The organism is Phyllobacterium sp. 628, assembly GCF_014189505.1.
Lineage (GTDB): Bacteria > Pseudomonadota > Alphaproteobacteria > Rhizobiales > Rhizobiaceae > Phyllobacterium.
This window is the reverse complement of sequence record NZ_CP050301.1, coordinates 3,288,324-3,304,717: the sequence shown is the minus strand read 5'-3', so window position 1 is coordinate 3,304,717 and position 16,394 is coordinate 3,288,324. Positions and strand designations below refer to the sequence as shown.

The window sequence follows — 16,394 nt, the reverse complement described above, 5'->3', positions numbered from 1 at the left end:
CAGTCGTGTTTTTCTCCTCCTTGCTGCATCTTTGGCAAGTTCAGCTGCATGCGCCCAAACGCCCATAGATGTCGATGTCGAGCTTGTTCTTGCCGTCGATGCATCGCGTTCCATGGAACCGTTTGAGCAGAAAATCCAACGTGACGGCTATGTCGCCGCTTTGCGGCACCGGGACGTCATCGATGCAATTCGCGATGGCGTGCATGGACGCGTGGCGATCACCTATGTCGAGTGGGCGGGATCGACCATACAGCGCATTATCGTGCCATGGACGCTGGTTGATAGTGCAGAATCCGCCGAACGCTTCGCTGTCGCGCTCGACCAGCCCATTCCCTCGACGCAAAGCCGGACTTCCATTTCAGGGGTCATTGATTTCGGCGCGACACTTTTTGACAATAATGGGTTCCACTCGAAGCGGCATGTGATCGATATCTCCGGTGATGGGGCAAACAATCATGGAAGACCGGTCATTGAAGCGCGTGCAGATGCCATCGCCAAGGGCATAACCATCAATGGTTTGCCACTGATGACCCAGAGTGACTTCTATTCGGATTGGGCTGTGGCCGACCTGGATGTTTATTATAGCAACTGTGTGATTGGCGGGCTTGGTGCATTCATGGTTCCCGTGAACTCATGGGAGCAGTTTCCGCAAGCGGTGCGCCGCAAGCTTGTTCTCGAACTTGCCGGTGATATGTCCGCCACGCAGACCGCAGAATGGCTGCCGGAGGCCAAGCTTCCCGTTATCCTTGCACAAGCCAAGAAAGATTATGATTGTCTGTCAGGCGAAAAAGTCTGGCAAAGGCGCATGCAGGACTGGGAGTCGCGATAGCACTAACGGCATAATGCAGGCTGTATCCCCATTGTGCGTGGTTCGACAAGCTCACCATGAGGGAGAGCGGTGCTGTAAAACCAATATGAAACATTGCGGCATGAACAATCTTGCAGAATATAGCCCCCTGCAATCCTCCATCTCCCTCATGGTGAGCTTGTCGAACCACGCACTATATGTCTGCAATACCCGCGTTGATCAGATCAAGCTGCCATCAACTGCTTGCGGTCAGCGCGTTCCTGCTGTGGCGAGCGGCCATAGAGCTCGCGGTAGCATTTGGAAAAATGCGATGCGGAGACAAATCCGCAGGCGACCGCCACTTCAACAATAGGCATGGATGACTGAATCAGAAGATGGCGTGCCCGGTCCAGTCTTATCTCGAGATAGTATCGGGCAGGGGAACGGCCCATTTCCTGCCGGAACAGACGCTCGATCTGGCGGCGGGAAAGACCAACATGATCGGCGATCTCGATCAGTGAAAGCGGCTCGGAGAGGCGCGCTTCCATAAGCTCAATAATGGTCAAAACCTTCGAGTTCTGAACGCCAAGACGGGCGCGCAGCGGCAGACGCTGGCGGTCGTGCGGGCTGCGAACGCGGTCTGTCAGCGCCTGCTCGCAAACGCGGTTGACGATGTTGTCACCAAAATCATCGCCGATCAGCTTCAGCATCATATCGAGTGCTGCCGTGCCACCGGCGCAGGTGTAGATATTGCCATCGACTTCGAACAAATCGGCGTAAACATCGGCCTTCGGAAAGGCTTCAGCGAAACCGGGAAGGTTTTCCCAATGGATTGCGCAGCGCTTGCCCGAGAGCAGGCCGGCTGCTGCCAATATGTGCGCGCCGGTGCAAAGGCCGCCCACAGCAACGCCTCGATTGAATTCTTCGCGCAGCCAGGCATAAACAGATTTATTCTGGAATTTTTCAACGTGTACGCCGGAGCAGACGAAAACCATTGAAGGCCGGTCTTCGCCGGTCAGAAAGCGGCGCTCATCTTCAAGGGAAGAGTTCGCAGCGCATTCAACGCCATTGGACGCGGTAACAGGTTTTCCATCCACTGAAGCGAGGCGCCAGCGATAGGCCTCATACCCAAGCATGCGATTGGCAATGCGAAGCGGCTCGATTGCCGTCGCAAAAGCGATCATCGAAAAATTCGGTACAAGGAAGAAAACAAAAGACCGCTTGTTGAGGCCTGTCTGGTTCATGATGATTCTAGGTTCCCGTATCTCGCTACGAGGCCATGTCGCACCTGAAGTAGTCACTTCAAATCACGGGCGCGGTCTCTAGCGCTTTTTTTCAGATAGAACCATAGAATTATTCTAAAGGGAAGGGAGTGTGCCTGTGTCGCAAAAGCGCAGGTAAACTGCATAGGAAAAGGAGCATCTATGGATTGAGATGCTCCTTTTTTGCTGTCGCCTCATGGTTATTGGTGAGTCCGTCCGGCAGTATTGCATTCAATAATCTGGCGGTCGTAGAGATCTGGCCAGCCGATGTCGCTTCGAATTCCCTCAGGCAGGCCATCCAAAGCGGCTTCAGTGGCGCGTAGCCGGCGTTGCCGAATGAAGATATCCCGGGAGTGCCCCACGGCAGCCGTGATGTGCTCGACCGTATGTGCGACTGTTGCAAACAGACGATCACCTAATCCTGCTGGGTGGTTCGTGTGGTGTTCATTGCAGATACTCATTTTCTGCTCCTTTTAAGTAAATGGCGGTTTTCCGTGGCACCGCTTGTTCCGTGATCTTGACTATTGTTCGAAGTTGATGTTCAATCAAACGAAATTACGGAACAGTATGTTTCAGAAAAAATTGATGAAGGAGACGCAGCAATGTCAGCACCGATGCAACATCCCATTCCGATCCTTGATCTCGATGTGTTGCGTACATTTTCCATGATTGCTGAGACGGGTAGTTTTTCGAGCGCGGCCAATGCCGTGTTCCGGACGCCCTCTGCGGTTTCAATGCAGATCAAAAAGCTGGAAGAGACTTTGGGTCATGTTCTGCTGGAGCGCGATGCGCGTTCAGTAAAGCTGACACCGAGCGGAGAGCTGCTGCTTGGCTATGCCCGCCGCATGCTGGCGCTGAATCGCGAAACAGTAGCAAAATTTATTGCTCCGACGGTGTCCGGTGTCGTGCGGCTCGGTGCGCCTGACGATATCGGCGAGAAGGTTCTGCCTTTCGTCTTAAAGCGCTTTGCCGAGTCGCACCCTGATGTGACCGTGGATGTGGTCATTGACCAGAGCAACAGCCTGCGTAAGCGGCTGGATGAGCAGCGCCTCGATGTGACCCTGGTGAATGTCAACGAAACCCTGGCAAAGCTCGATGAAGTCGAAGTTCTCATGACCGAGGATATCATTTGGGCGGGGGCGAAATGTGGGACGGCGCATGAGCGCAACCCGCTACCGCTTTCCATGTGGGAAGAGGGTTGCATCTGGCGCGCCAATGCCATCAATGCGTTGGAAAGTGCAGGCAGGGATTATCGCGTCGCCTATATGAGTGCCCACACGATGGGGCAGCGCGCTGCCATCGTGGCTGATTTGGCAGTCGCGCCGTTCTCAAAGTTCCTGCTCGAAGACAACATGGTCGAGCTGGGTGCCGAGCACGGTTTGCCGCCACTCGGGGAGTCTAAACTCGGCATGCTGGTGGCCAAAAATGCCGGTGCGCACGTTAAAGCTGTCGCCCAGCACCTTCGGGTTTATTTCGAGGGCTATGAGCGGACCGGTAAGCTTTAGGCTTTGATTGCAAGACTTATGGTACGTGGTTCGGTCATGTTTAACTGCGAGTGGGTTTTCACCCCCTCTGTCCTGTCGGACATCTCCCCCACAAGGGGGGAGATCGCATCGACATCGGTTATATCGCTCAGTTTTCAATGTTTCAGAATTTGGCAAGATGGTCATGAGAGCTGATCTCCCCCCTTGTGCGGGAGATGTCCGACAGGACAGAGGGGGGTGTTCAAGTCCCACCCTCAACGCGTCAGGCAAAAAGCCTTCAATGCTCTTACCAATTCAACGCTGGTGCGTTTTTGCGTGGTGGTTTCGAAACCAAGCCGCTGCGCTGCTTCGCTGACAGGCTCGGCAACCACGGCGCATGATGAATGAATTTCCCTGAACGGGATACGCTGCAGCAGAGCATCGGCATTGCCGATGTTGACGCCAGACCCCGGCATGATCTTGATCCTGCCCGCTGCAAGCGCGAACGTCTTTTCCAGATTGTCCAAGCCCTGTGCTGACGTTGGCGTGCGCCCCGAGGTGAGGATGCGCTCAAAACCAAGCTCTATTGCTGTTTCAATCGCTTCTTGCAGGTCAGGCACGAGATCAAATGCCCGGTGCAGCGTAACGCCCAGCCCTTCGCAGTTGCGCATCAGACGCTCAAGCGTTGTATGATCGAGGCGACCGTCAACGTGATTGGCACCGAAGACGACGCCTGCGAGACCAGCGCTGCGTATCATATCGATCTCTCGCAGCATTGCATCGATATCTGCTTCAGCGAAGACAAAATTGCCGGGGCGGGGGCGGATCATGGCGTAGATGGGAATGGGGGAAACAATTGCCTGACCGATGAGGCCCGGTGTTGGCGTGAGGCCGCCCAGTTCCAGTGCGGAACAAAGCTCGACACGGTCCGCGCCTCCGGCAATGGCAGCAGCAAGGCCATTAGAATCATCAACGCAGACTTCCAGAAGAATACCGCTCATTTCGTTTCGCCCATCAGTCCGAGAACCCCGGCACCGATGAGGCCAGGTTCGATTTTCAGCTCCGCCGGTATGACGAGCGGCTTGCTTGTTTTCCAAAGAATGCGGTCGCGTACAGCCCGGTCCAGCCGTTCGATCAGCGGTACTGAATTGGCAAGACCTCCACCGACCGGAACAATGGACGCACCGACGACATTCAGCGTCATGGCCAGAGGGCCGCTGACGATATCGATGTAGCAGTCAATGGTACGTTCGGCCGCCGCATCACCATTGTTCCATGCTGCGATAATCTCAGTGCTGGGAAGATCCACACCGTGGATGTGGGCGTGCAGCCGTTCCATGCCACGCGCGGCGCCAACAGCATCGACACAGCCTACCTGTCCGCAACCGCAGGCGTAACGTGGGATGGCAATCGGCGGATTGCCCGCCCATGTTGCCGAGATCGGGCCGTGGCCCCATTCACCGGCAAAGCCGCCGGCGCCCTCATGAATTTTGCCGTTGATGACGAGGCCGCCACCGACACCGGTGCCAAGAATGACACCAAAGACGACGCGGTGTCCGCGTCCGGCGCCGACAACCGCCTCAGATAGGGCGAAACAATCGGCATCATTGGCGACAAGCACCGGGCGGCGCAATTTTTCGCTGAGGTCTTTGACGAGCGGCCGACCATCGATGCAGGGGATATTGGCGCAGGTGATCTTTCCGCTATCGGCGTCCACGACACCGGCAATCGAGATCGAAATCAAGGATGCTGGGTTAGCACCGCCATCGGCTGCAATCTTTTCAATGACAGCGGCGAAAGCATCAAAATCATGCAGCGGCGTGGGGACCTTGGGCAATGGCCGGATGTCTTCGGGCGCATAGGCTATTGCACCCTTGATGGCCGAACCACCAATGTCAAAACAGGCAATCATGGGAAACTGTTTCCGGAATCAATCATGGAGAATGGTGATAGCGGAATTTACCCTCATGGCAAACTCAAGTGAATGGATTTATTCGCGTGATCTGCGGGCTGCCCGGTCTTCGCGCGAACGTCTGCGCGGCGTTGCATCGCCTGCCTGTCCGTCTTCACCAACATTTTTGCGTGGCGGCAGGGTCACTGCCAGCGATAATTTCGGGAAAGGATCGACCTTGTTCGGCATGGCCATGGCGTAGACAAAATGCTCTTGAAACTTGGGTTCCAGTGCCGTCTCGATCTTCTCGATACGTGTCACCGTGTCCTCGATTTCGCGGCGATAATCGCGGTTGAGCAGCGCCATCCGTGCGCCGGTTCCAGCGGCGTTGCCGACAGCCTTGACCTTGTCGAGATCGCAATCAGGAATAAGGCCAAGCACCATGGCGTATTTCGGATCAATAAAGGAGCCGAATGCACCTGCAAAACGGATCTGGTCGACATGATCGATCCCCTGCTTGTCCATCAGCAGCTTGACGCCGGCATAGAGGGCAGCCTTTGCCAGCTGGATCGCGCGAACATCATTCTGCGTGATGATGATGGTCGGCGAACCCTCATGCAGGAGATAGGAGAAGGTACGGCCAGTTGGCCGGATACGCGGGGATTTTGCAGTAAGGCTGCCATCGACCACGCCATCTTCTGAAATGATGCCGGAGAGGTACATTTCCGCGACGACTTCGATGATTGCCGAGCCGCAAATACCGGTAATGCCGCTGGCCTGCACCGCTTCGTCAAAACCCGGTTCGTCCGACCATTGCTCGGTACCGATGACGCGGAAGCGTGGCTCAAGCGTTAAGGGATCAATGCGCACACGTTCGATTGCGCCGGGTGCAGCACGCTGGCCACCGGAAATCTCTGCGCCTTCAAATGCCGGGCCCGTAGGGGAGGACGCTGCGACCGTGCGCTGCCGGTTACCAAGCACGATTTCGGCATTGGTGCCGACATCGACCAGAAGCATCATCGCGTCCTGCCGGTGCGGACCTTCCGCAAGCGTTGCGGCTGCAGCATCAGCGCCAACATGTCCGGCAATGCAAGGCAGCATATAAACCCGCGAACCGGGGTTCATATGCAGGTCAATCTCGCTGGCTTTCAGATGAACCGCGCCGGAAACGGCCAATGCAAAGGGCGCGCCACCGAGCTCGGTCGGATCGATACCGAGAAAGAGATGATGCATGATCGGGTTGCCGACAAAAACGGCATCGAGAATATCTTCGCGGGCGACATTGCCTTCGGCGCAGACCTTGCCGATAAGATCATTGATGGCTTCACGCACTGCCTTGGTCATGCCTTCCCGGCCATCCGGATTCATCATGACATAGGATACGCGGCTCATCAGATCTTCGCCGAAGCGGATCTGCGGGTTGGATGTGCCTGCCGAGGCAATGGTGCGCACAGACAGCAACGAGGAAAGATGCATGGCGATGGTTGTCGAGCCAATATCGCAGGCAATGCCATAGGCCTCGTTCTTAAGGCCCGGCCAAAGGCCGATCATCGTCGGCCGCGATGTTTCTTCATCGTGATGGATAGCGGCGGTTACGGTCCATTCGCCCTTGCGCAGGATTTTCTGCACTTCAGGGAGAAGATAGGTGTCCACATCCAGATTGCGGATGCCCCATTCTTTCTCCAGTGCGGCTTTCAGGCGATCAAGATCGCCAAGCGGCTTGTGCATATCGGGTTCTTCGACTTCGACATAGCACATGTGAACGGCGGGGTTGCGTTCGATGATGCGCGTATCGGCATCCTTGCGCACGACCTGTGCATTAACCTGAACATCCTGTGGTACATCGACGACGAGATCTCCCAGAATGGTTGCGGAACAGGAGAGGCGGCGCCCATCCTTCAGGTCGCGCTTTTCAGCGTAACGCTGTTCTTTCGGGCCAAATTCTGAAATGTGATCGTTGGATGATGTTATGCCGTGTTTGGCAAACCGGCCCTCCTGCACGTCGATCTGACAACGGCCGCAAATGCCACGCCCGCCGCAGACACTTTCCACATAGACACCGAGGGTTCGAGCCGCGTCGAGGACAGTTGTGCCAACCGGAAAATGTCCGCGCTTGCCCGAAGGCATGAACAGAACGAGCGCGTCCTTTGCCGATATGTCAGTGTCTTTCACTGGTGCGTCCAAGATCTATGCTCCAAGTCCCGCATGCCATTTGCTTGCAACGCCATTATGCGTGGTTCGACAGGCTCACCATGAGGAAGATTGTAGCTGCAAAGCTAATCCGTGGAGATTGCAGAATATGGCTCAATGCAATCCTCCATCTCCCTCATGGTGAGCTTGTCGAACCACGCACCACAGCTGATGCCGCCAATAGCGTGGCATTACAAATCAATCAACCGGCAACGCCGCGCCGGGCTTCACGACCGCCACGCCGCCTGCCGCCACCGGCATCCGCAGGTACCGAAACGGGTGCAGCCCCGGCTGCAGCCGGCTGATGGTCACGATACTTCTTGATCCAGTAAGTGCAGTTGGCATCGGTGCCGTTGAGGACGTTGGCGGCATGAACCGCTTCCATTTCCTGCGGACGGCACGGATTCATGATGGCCGAGGTCATACCCGCGCCAATAACCATCGGAATGAACCCGGCATTGATACCGTGACGATGCGGCAGGCCGAAGGAAATATTGGACAGGCCACAGGTGGTGTTGACCTTCAGTTCTTCGCGCAGACGGCGCAGCAGTGCGAAAACCTGACGGCCCGCATCGCCCAAGGCGCCAATCGGCATAACCAGGGGATCGACCACAATATCATGGGCTGGAATGCCGAAATCGGCGGCGCGCTGCACGATCTTTTTGGCAACGGCGAACCGGACGTCAGGGTCCATGGAAATACCGGTTTCATCGTTGGAGATAGCAACGACCGGCACATTATACTTTTTGATCAGAGGTAGAATAGCTTCAAGCTTTTCCTCTTCGCCCGTCACGGAATTGACCAGCGGACGGCCCTTGGCAACTTTCAGCGCCGCCTCAATTGCCGCAGTAACGGAGCTGTCGATGGACAGCGGAATATCGACAAGATTTTGCACGATCTCGAGTGTCTGGACAAGAAGCCCCGGTTCCGTGGCGTTCGGATCGACTGAGGTAACACCTGCATTGACGTCGAGCATGGTTGCACCCGCGGCAACCTGTTCCAGCGCATCCTTGATGACCGTATCAAAAATGCCGGCAGCCATCTCGGCAGCAAGCTTTTTGCGGCCGGTCGGATTGATACGTTCTCCAATCACGCAGAACGGCTGGTCAAATCCGATGATGATTTCTCTGGTTGCCGAGGCAACAATCGTACGGGTCATTCAGGAAATCCTCAATTGTTGACGGCGGATGCAAAGGGGGCAGACGCGACATTCCAGGAGCCGCGATCAACCAGCCACTCAGACGATTTTTTCAGGCCGCCAAACGGGAAGATGTGGATTTGCTTGATAGCCGAAGCTGGATTGTTGACCACATGCTGTTCGATCGGGCCAACCACGCCTTCCGGCGAATGGCTTGTCGCAAGAGCCGTCAGCGACAGCGCATTCTTCTTCAGGAAGCTGATCGAATTGCCGACACCGCACATTGCCGCGTATTTGATCAATGTGGTGATCTTGGCAGGGCCGGCAACCCCCAGATGCACCGGCAGATCAACGCCATGTTCGCGCAGCGATTCTGAATACCGGATGAAACGATCGGCGTCGAAGCCGAACTGGGTGACGACGCGCAGCCGGGCACCCGTGCGCTCGCCAAAATTCTTCTTTAGGCGCAAAGCTTCGAGCGCTACGGCTTCGGAAAACTCAGGGCTGCCTTCAGGATGACCGGCAACGCCCATTTCGGTGATGCCATATTTGTCGAAGAAGCCTGTTTCCAGTACTTCCATCGTCGAGGAGAAATCTCCAGCCTGACGTTCGAGACCGCCACCGATGACGAGTACGTCGGTCACGCCTGCTTCTTCAGCGGCGCGGCGGATGCGGGTTTCCAGAGCGGCCCGTGTTCCAAGGCGGCGGGATGCGATGTGGGGGACGGGCTTGTAGCCGAGATCATGAATGCGCTTGGCAGCAGCGGTCAATGTATCGACGCCATCGGTTCCCATATCCGTGATGTAGACCCGTGTCCCTTCCGGGAACAGACCAGGCAAGTCCTGCGATTCGATAGCCTGGCGTGCCGCCACTTCAATGGATGCTGCGATCTTTGTCATTGGCTTTGCTTTCAGTTCATGGATTGTCATGTCCGCCTGCCTTTACTAGCGCCACGAGGCGTTCCCGATGATATTCGCTGTCAATACGGGCGAGGGCTGCATCAGCCTCTGCGTCCAGATCATCACTCACCGGCACCGGAGTTCCCCGGCGCCATTCTGCCAGATAGGCGTCGGAATCCCGGGCGCCTATGCGCATCGCACACATGTCGATGGCCTCAGTAAATCGGAGAGGAAGTTCGCGCTTGGCGGCTTGACGGCCTTTTTTGACGGTCACTTGTGCAGGAATGTCCCGCCAATAAACGACAATAAGATCGGCCATGCGCTTAATCCTCCAACAAGGACCGTTTTGCCGGAAAATCAGGGGGTAAGCTTGCTATCTCACGACGTGCGCCCACTCAAATGCGACGCCCGGCATTGTTGCTTTTGCGACAGTAATTTTAGTTCAGAACGGCCAGAAGGTGAGGAGGTAGGCAAACACATTGGCGGCAATGAAGGCAAAGCCGAAGACAATGCTGATCGAGACAACGCCCAGTATAAGACCGCCCAGCATCAGTCGGCCATCCCGTTCGCACAGGGCGATGCCGATGATGGCGGTGGCAAGCGCCGGAAGCCAATTGGAAAGCGGCATGGGTATAACGACGGACATGCCCAAAACCGTCGTGAATGCGCCAAGCCAGCGGTCGCCCTGACGCTGCGAGAATGGCCAGTTGCGCGGGCGAATAAATCGCTCCAACCACTGGAGCCACGGCACCACCTTGTTAGAAACTTGACGGAAGCGCTCTGGCGCAATGGATTTTGTCCGCATAAATGCCGGGAGCCAGACGGACTCACGCCCCATGACCATTTGAACGGAAACGAGAACGAGTGGAATACCTGTTACAATACCGGTTCCCGGAGGAAGCGGCAGCAGATTGAGAATGGCGAAGAATGTCAGAAGGGCTGCAAAGCTGCGGTCGTTGAAGGCATCTTCAAGTTCGCTGAAAGATACCGGCGCGGTGGTTGTGCGCGCCAAATCTTCGAAAACCTGTGACAATGGCCGCGAGTCATTTTCCATTTTTGAATGCGCTGCCGCCTCATCCGATTTCTTCTGATCTTCTACGTCTATTGCAGCCATGAATCTCGTCTTTGTTCAACTTTGCCCATATGGAGGGCGAAAGGTGACATTGCAATGACGAGCGGCCGTCAGCGTTTCAATTCCATAATATCCATGAGGGATTCGCGATACGGTGCGGGAAACTCAACACGAAAGGCATTTTTCCCGGTGCGATAGGCATAGCCAGCCTCGTCGGTTTCCGGGCCTGCACCGTATTTGGCAGGTTTTTTACCGGAGACATAGCCAGTGCCAAGATAGGTCAGGCGGGTATCACTCTCGGTATAGAACCGGCCTTTGGTGCGCTGTGAGCCCGTTACCTTCTCAAGTGCCCAGCCTGATCCGTCATCCGTTACCTTGCATTTGAACCAGCCATAGATAACGAGTGCAGGGGCCATGCCTCCAAGTTTGATGGTTCGGCATTGCCAGTTTCCCGTCATGTCGAAATCCTGGCTGAAGGGGAGGTTAGGCTTGGTCAATATCTGGTTCAGGGTGGAAATATCGGCCGGGGTTCCGCTCTTTTTGGCCTCATCAACAGCCTTTGTCCTTGTCTGTTGGTATTTTTCCAGACGTGTCTTGTCGGACGCTGTGATGAGGCGGGTTATGGCACCGTCCGCGTACGCGGTATTCAGGACTGTCAAACTGATAGCCGCAGTGAGAAGGGTTCGAAACATCATCGGGGCGAATCCTTTTATGATTATTGTCGTAGGGAACTGGAGAAGCATGCCCATTTGAAAGCGCAAAGAAAAGCCTCAGGAAGCGGTACCGGCCGCAGCCTGTGTCAGGGCAGGGACGAGATCCCCATAGGCAGTAAAGCGCCGTTCATAGGCGAGACCAAGAAACTCGGCGGCTCGCTCGGCATTGGCACTCAGTCTTGGATTGTCGGTCTGTGCGAGATAGATCATCTTGGTGTAATTGCCAAAATACATGTCGCGCAGTTCCGGATGGCGGTCGAGGCCGAGTGGTTTGACCATGAATGCTTCGAAATGCCGAGCAAGGAAATCGGTCATGAAGAATGACGTCATGTCATCGTCCCATTTCGAGGCAAAGGCGTCGTTGCCGACATAGAACGAAAAACAATGTGGTCCCTCAATGCGTTCCACGCCGTGTTTTTCACAAACGCGATCCAACAGGCCACCAGTACCGCAATCGGCATAGCCGACGAAGATGCGCTTGATGCCTTGAGCCTTGGCTCTGACAATGGCGCGGTCCACAGATGGAGCGATCTTTTCCGGGTGATGGTGATAAACCGCAGGAAGGCATTTGAGCTCGATATGATCGAGCCCGAATTGTTCGCGTATAGCCAGTATTTCCCGGGCGATCATACCACAGGCGATGACCCGAACGGTTTCTGGTGATTTATTGGAATTCTGGCTAACATTCATGGAACCGATTTCGCTCCATCGCGTTATGCGGTTGTTAGATTTAATTTATCAGAACGGGAGACCCTGTCCATGAAGCTATCACGCGTTGTACCTATCGCCGCTGTCCTTGCTGTTGTAGCCCTCGCAGGCTGCGCCAACACGATCCGTGGTATGGGCGCAGACACGGCCAATACGGTCAATGCGACCCAGTCGGCTGGTCATCGGGTAGCAAAAGCTGCCAACTAATTGCCTTGATCCCATCGGATCAATTTCAGCACACATATACTATATATGAAAAACGGCCGCATTTTGATGCGGCCGTTTTGATTTGGTTCAGGCGCCCGACATCTGATTGTGCTTGCGCTTCATGAAATCTTTGGCAGTTTCAACGGCCACTGCGGCATCCCGGCAATAGGCATCAGCGCCTACAGCCTTGCCGAATTCCTCATTCAGCGGTGCGCCGCCGACGAGTACGACATAATCGTCGCGAATGCCCTTTTCCTTCATCGTATCGATAACGACTTTCATATAGGGCATGGTGGTCGTGAGAAGTGCGGACATGCCGAGAATGTCGGGCTTGTGCTCTTCGATAGCGGCCAGATAGTTTTCGACCGGATTGTTGATGCCGAGGTCGATAACGTCAAAGCCAGCGCCTTCCATCATCATTCCCACCAGGTTCTTGCCGATATCGTGAATGTCGCCCTTGACTGTGCCGATGACCAGCTTACCCTGCTTTGGTGCACCCGTTGCCGCAAGGAGAGGGCGCAGGATGAACATACCAGCCTTCATGGCATTGGCAGACAGCAGAACTTCCGGCACGAAGAGGATGCCATCGCGGAAATCCTCGCCGACAATGCGCATGCCTTCAACCAGTGCTTCGGTCAAAACCCGGTATGGTATCCAGCCGCGTGCCAGAAGGATATTCGTGCCTTCCTCGATCTCTTCTTTCAATCCATCGTAGAGGTCATCGTGCATTTGCTCGACGAGTTCGTCGTCAGAAAGCTCCGAAAGAATGATTTCGTCGTCGGCCATGGGTCTCTTCCCTTCAAGCGTTATGCACAGGTCATTATCAGTACTGGCATTCCCTTAACATATCGGGCAAGTTGCCGAAAACGCATTGCTTAAATGCGACCTCGTAAATGACGAAAACGACTGTCTGTTTGTCTTCCATGCGCCATTGTTTGACGCACACGGGAACGCCCCTATATGTGCCGCGGGTAGGATTTGGTTGTTGAGGTCATGACCGAAGAACCAATCCGCGCATCAAGCGCCTGGAGAAATAAAATGAATGAGGAAACGCCAGTCGATGCTCCCGTGGAGACTGCGGAAGGCGGCGGACGCCGTGGACGCGGTGCCGGTGCGGGCGCTGCTGCACGCCGCGCCGCCCGTTCGGGCGGTGGGCCGGGTAAATCACTCACCTTCATAACGCGCAAGATTCGCGAATATGAGGTGCTTGATGAAGAAGGTCTGGCGATCATCGAAGCCAATGCGGATACGGTGCTGGAAGAAATCGGTATCGAATTTCGCGATGATGCAGAAGCGCTGCAACTGTGGCGGGAGGCTGGCGCCGATGTCAAAGGCGAGCGGGTGCATTTCCCCAAGGGACTATGCCGCTCACTCCTGAAGACTGCGCCGTCCATTTATACACAGCACGCCCGCAATCCTGAGCGCTCAGTTCAGATCGGCGGCAAGGCTACTGTGTTTGCACCGGTTTATGGCCCGCCCTTCGTACGCGACCTTGAGGGCGTTCGCCGTTACGCGACAATCGAAGACTTCAATAATTTCGTAAAGCTCTCCTATATGGCGCCATCGATCCACCATTCTGGCGGAACTGTGTGCGAGCCGGTTGATGTGCCCGTCAACAAGCGCCATCTCGATATGGTCTACGCACATATCAAATATTCTGACAAGCCATTCATGGGCTCTGTTACGGCGCCGGAACGGGCAGAAGATACGATTGCCATGTGCAAGCTGGTATTTGGCGAAGATTATCTCGACCAGAACACGGTGCTGACCAGCCTCATCAATGCCAATTCGCCAATGGTGTTCGACGAGACAATGCTGGGCGCCCTGAAGGTTTACGCCCGCAACAATCAGGCCTGTATCATCACGCCGTTCATTCTCGCTGGTGCGATGAGCCCGGTAACTGTTGCCGGTACACTGACACAGGTTCTGGCGGAAGTGCTTGCTGGCGCATCGTTCACCCAGTTGATCCGGCCGGGAGCTCCGGTTATTTTCGGAACATTTGCTTCTTCGATTTCGATGCAATCCGGTGCGCCGACATTTGGCACGCCCGAACCATCGCTTGTGTCGTATGGCGCGGCGCAGCTGGCACGGCGTCTTGGACTGCCTTTCCGTACAGGCGGATCGCTCTGTGCCTCGAAAGTCTCCGATGCGCAGGCAGCTTATGAAAGCGCGAACACACTGAACTCGACAATTTTGGCGGGTACAAATTTCGTGCTGCATTCGGCCGGTTGGCTCGAAGGCGGTCTGGTTTCATCTTATGAAAAATTCATGATGGATATAGACCAGCTCGGCATGACGCAAAAGTTTTCCGAGGGTGTCGATCTTTCTGAGAACGGCCAGGCGATGGATGCCATCCGTCAGGTCGGTCCGGGTAGCCATTATCTTGGCTGCGACCATACGCAGGCAAATTTCCAGACCGCGTTCTACCGGTCGAACATTGCCGACAACAATTCCTACGAGCAATGGCTAGCCGAGGGCGAAAAGCGGGCAGACCAGCGCGGTAACGAGTTGGCACGGCGCTGGCTCGAGACCTACGAGGCTCCGTATCTCGACCCGGCGATTGATGAATCACTGAAAGAGTTCATTGCGAAGAAAAAAGCGTCGATGCCCGACGCATTTACCTGAAAGAAGCCCGAGGACGGCCGGGCTAAAGTGGCCAATCTGATCCACAAGGAAGTCTGGGCCTCTGCTGTCAAAGGTTCAGGCCCGGGATGACTTTTGCCGATCCAATTGTTGAACAAATTACCGCCGCGCTGGAACCTCATGGGCTTGTTCCGCGCGGCGGCTTTGTTTTCTCCGCCGGTGATGGCGCGCCTGACCTCAATCACGGTGTTCCGGCGCAAAGTGTGGTTCTGGTCGGACATTTCGGGTCATCCATCTGGCCGCATTTCGCTGCGTGGCGCCGTGAGCATCCTGATAGTGCCGATCCGCTTGATGCTTGGTCCAAAGAGGTTTTAACGCACATTGCTGGAGACGTTGGCGGGCAAGCCGTTTTTCCGTCTGACAGGCCATATTTGCCCTTCCAGCAATGGGCGAAACGTGTGGAGGGATTATCGGCATCACCTTTGGGAATGTTGATTCACCCTGAATTTGGTCTCTGGCAGGCATTTCGCGGTGCGATTCTGTTCAGCCGCCCAATCGTTTTCTCTTCAATCGCCTCTATTGATCACCCGTGCGACAGCTGTGTGGAAAAGCCTTGTTTGCATGCCTGTCCGGTTGATGCTTTCGATGGAAACAGCTTTGCAGTTGATCGCTGCCGCAGCTATCTGGCGACGCCGGAAGGGCAACCCTGCCTTGATGACGGATGCCTGGCCCGTCTAGCCTGCCCAGTAGGCCGCGAGCATGCCTATGTCCAGGATCAGCAGCGTTTCCATATGGCTGCATTCGCTCACGCCTGACAATTTTTAAAAATATTTTGATTGATTGCGTTTTTTGACCCAAGGATTGATGTGGTTGCATCGTCAAAGGGGCGATGAACATGGTAACGCGCATTTTGGATACTTCCGGTTCGATGGATGAAACAGCGGCAGTTTCGACCCTTGTTGCGCGAGTGCAGGGAGGGGATCGCGCCGCGTTTGGAAGCCTGATCGAACAGAATTATGATTTCATCCATCGTATCGCCTGGCGCTGGTCAGGCAATCGGAATGATGCTGAAGATATTGCGCAGGACGTTTGTATCAAGCTCGGCAGCGCAATCTGGAACTGGCGCGGACAGGGCGCACTTCGCACATGGCTTTACCAGCTGACTTTGAATGTAGCGCGCGATCATCTGCGCAAGCATGCCCGGGATAAACGCAAGGCCGAGGCCTATCATCGCGAGTTGCTCAACGATGATCCCGTTTCGAGCGCAAGCGATGTCGATGCGGATATCAGCGCTCTTTGGGCTGGGGTGAAGACATTGCCTGACAAGACCGCCGATGCAGTTCTGCTGGTCTATGGAGAGGGACTGAACCATGCGCAGGCAGCCGAAGTGCTGGATTGCGCCGAAGCCACGATTTCGTGGCACATACACGACGCCAAGAAACGGCTGAAGCGCATCTTGCGTACGCCGGAGGGCTTTTAGA

18 protein-coding genes are annotated in these 16,394 nt (G+C 55.4%); 6 read left to right on the top strand and 12 right to left on the bottom strand.

Going from position 1 to position 16,394, the window contains the following annotated elements:
* The first annotated feature begins 31 nt into the window (after positions 1-31).
* A complete protein-coding gene (locus tag HB779_RS17930; protein WP_244642413.1) occupies positions 32-829 on the top strand; it encodes a DUF1194 domain-containing protein in 798 nt (265 codons plus the stop codon).
* 203 nt (positions 830-1,032) lie between these two features.
* On the opposite strand, the gene HB779_RS17925 is transcribed toward HB779_RS17930, so the two are convergent.
* Complete coding sequence (locus HB779_RS17925; RefSeq protein ID WP_105732279.1) at positions 1,033-2,031, bottom strand: GlxA family transcriptional regulator; 999 nt, start codon at positions 2,029-2,031, stop codon at positions 1,033-1,035.
* A 218-nt stretch (positions 2,032-2,249) separates the two neighbouring features.
* Entirely contained in the window at positions 2,250-2,510 is a 261-nt protein-coding gene (locus HB779_RS17920; RefSeq protein ID WP_188343608.1) for a hypothetical protein, read from the bottom strand.
* Positions 2,511-2,651: 141 nt separating this feature from the next.
* Between HB779_RS17920 and HB779_RS17915 the strand changes: the two genes are divergently transcribed.
* The gene (locus tag HB779_RS17915; protein WP_188343607.1) at positions 2,652-3,554 is read left to right on the top strand and encodes a LysR family transcriptional regulator; all 903 of its coding nucleotides are present in this window, start codon (positions 2,652-2,654) and stop codon (positions 3,552-3,554) included.
* 233 nt (positions 3,555-3,787) lie between these two features.
* Here the strand turns inward: HB779_RS17915 and HB779_RS17910 are convergent, their stop codons facing one another.
* The 9 genes from HB779_RS17910 to HB779_RS17870 all read right to left on the bottom strand — a co-directional run bounded on the left by HB779_RS17910 (position 3,788) and on the right by HB779_RS17870 (position 12,105).
* Positions 3,788-4,513: a copper homeostasis protein CutC gene (locus HB779_RS17910; RefSeq protein WP_188343606.1), complete on the bottom strand. Its 726-nt coding sequence runs from the start codon at positions 4,511-4,513 to the stop codon at positions 3,788-3,790.
* Positions 4,510-5,424, bottom strand: a complete 915-nt coding sequence (locus HB779_RS17905) for an ROK family protein (protein WP_188343605.1) — start codon at positions 5,422-5,424, stop codon at positions 4,510-4,512. Before HB779_RS17905 ends, HB779_RS17910 begins: the two co-directional genes overlap by 4 nt.
* Positions 5,425-5,502: 78 nt before the next feature.
* Positions 5,503-7,530 carry an ASKHA domain-containing protein gene (locus tag HB779_RS17900; RefSeq protein ID WP_188345993.1) on the bottom strand — a complete coding sequence of 676 codons (2,028 nt, stop codon included), beginning with the start codon at positions 7,528-7,530 and terminating at the stop codon, positions 5,503-5,505.
* Positions 7,531-7,795: 265 nt separating this feature from the next.
* Complete coding sequence (locus HB779_RS17895; protein WP_188343604.1) at positions 7,796-8,752, bottom strand: methyltetrahydrofolate cobalamin methyltransferase; 957 nt, start codon at positions 8,750-8,752, stop codon at positions 7,796-7,798.
* Between the two features lie 11 nt (positions 8,753-8,763).
* Entirely contained in the window at positions 8,764-9,660 is an 897-nt protein-coding gene (locus HB779_RS17890) for a methylenetetrahydrofolate reductase (RefSeq protein ID WP_371823868.1), read from the bottom strand.
* Positions 9,647-9,949: a virulence factor gene (locus HB779_RS17885; protein WP_188343603.1), complete on the bottom strand. Its 303-nt coding sequence runs from the start codon at positions 9,947-9,949 to the stop codon at positions 9,647-9,649. Before HB779_RS17885 ends, HB779_RS17890 begins: the two co-directional genes overlap by 14 nt.
* 123 nt (positions 9,950-10,072) lie before the next feature.
* Positions 10,073-10,744: an exopolysaccharide biosynthesis protein gene (locus HB779_RS17880; protein WP_188343602.1), complete on the bottom strand. Its 672-nt coding sequence runs from the start codon at positions 10,742-10,744 to the stop codon at positions 10,073-10,075.
* 68 nt (positions 10,745-10,812) lie between these two features.
* The gene (locus HB779_RS17875; protein WP_188343601.1) at positions 10,813-11,397 is read right to left on the bottom strand and encodes a DUF4893 domain-containing protein; all 585 of its coding nucleotides are present in this window, start codon (positions 11,395-11,397) and stop codon (positions 10,813-10,815) included.
* Between the two features lie 75 nt (positions 11,398-11,472).
* Positions 11,473-12,105, bottom strand: coding sequence for a DUF1638 domain-containing protein (locus tag HB779_RS17870; protein ID WP_188343600.1), 633 nt, complete (start codon positions 12,103-12,105; stop codon positions 11,473-11,475).
* 69 nt (positions 12,106-12,174) lie between these two features.
* Between HB779_RS17870 and HB779_RS17865 the strand changes: the two genes are divergently transcribed.
* On the top strand, positions 12,175-12,330 hold the full coding sequence (locus HB779_RS17865; protein WP_188343599.1) for an entericidin: 156 nt from the start codon (positions 12,175-12,177) through the stop codon (positions 12,328-12,330).
* A gap of 87 nt (positions 12,331-12,417) precedes the next feature.
* Here HB779_RS17865 and HB779_RS17860 read toward each other — a convergent pair whose 3' ends face one another.
* Entirely contained in the window at positions 12,418-13,116 is a 699-nt protein-coding gene (locus HB779_RS17860; protein ID WP_188343598.1) for a B12-binding domain-containing protein, read from the bottom strand.
* Positions 13,117-13,368: 252 nt separating this feature from the next.
* On the opposite strand from HB779_RS17860, the gene HB779_RS17855 reads away from it, so the two are divergent.
* The 3 genes from HB779_RS17855 (at position 13,369) to HB779_RS17845 (ending at position 16,393) form a co-directional block, all read left to right on the top strand.
* On the top strand, positions 13,369-14,955 hold the full coding sequence (locus HB779_RS17855; protein ID WP_188343597.1) for a trimethylamine methyltransferase family protein: 1,587 nt from the start codon (positions 13,369-13,371) through the stop codon (positions 14,953-14,955).
* 86 nt (positions 14,956-15,041) lie between these two features.
* Positions 15,042-15,728 (top strand): 4Fe-4S dicluster domain-containing protein, encoded by a 687-nt coding sequence (locus tag HB779_RS17850; RefSeq protein ID WP_188343596.1) that lies wholly within the window; start codon positions 15,042-15,044, stop codon positions 15,726-15,728.
* An 80-nt stretch (positions 15,729-15,808) separates the two neighbouring features.
* Positions 15,809-16,393: an RNA polymerase sigma factor gene (locus tag HB779_RS17845; RefSeq protein ID WP_188343595.1), complete on the top strand. Its 585-nt coding sequence runs from the start codon at positions 15,809-15,811 to the stop codon at positions 16,391-16,393.
* Position 16,394: the final 1 nt, after the last annotated feature.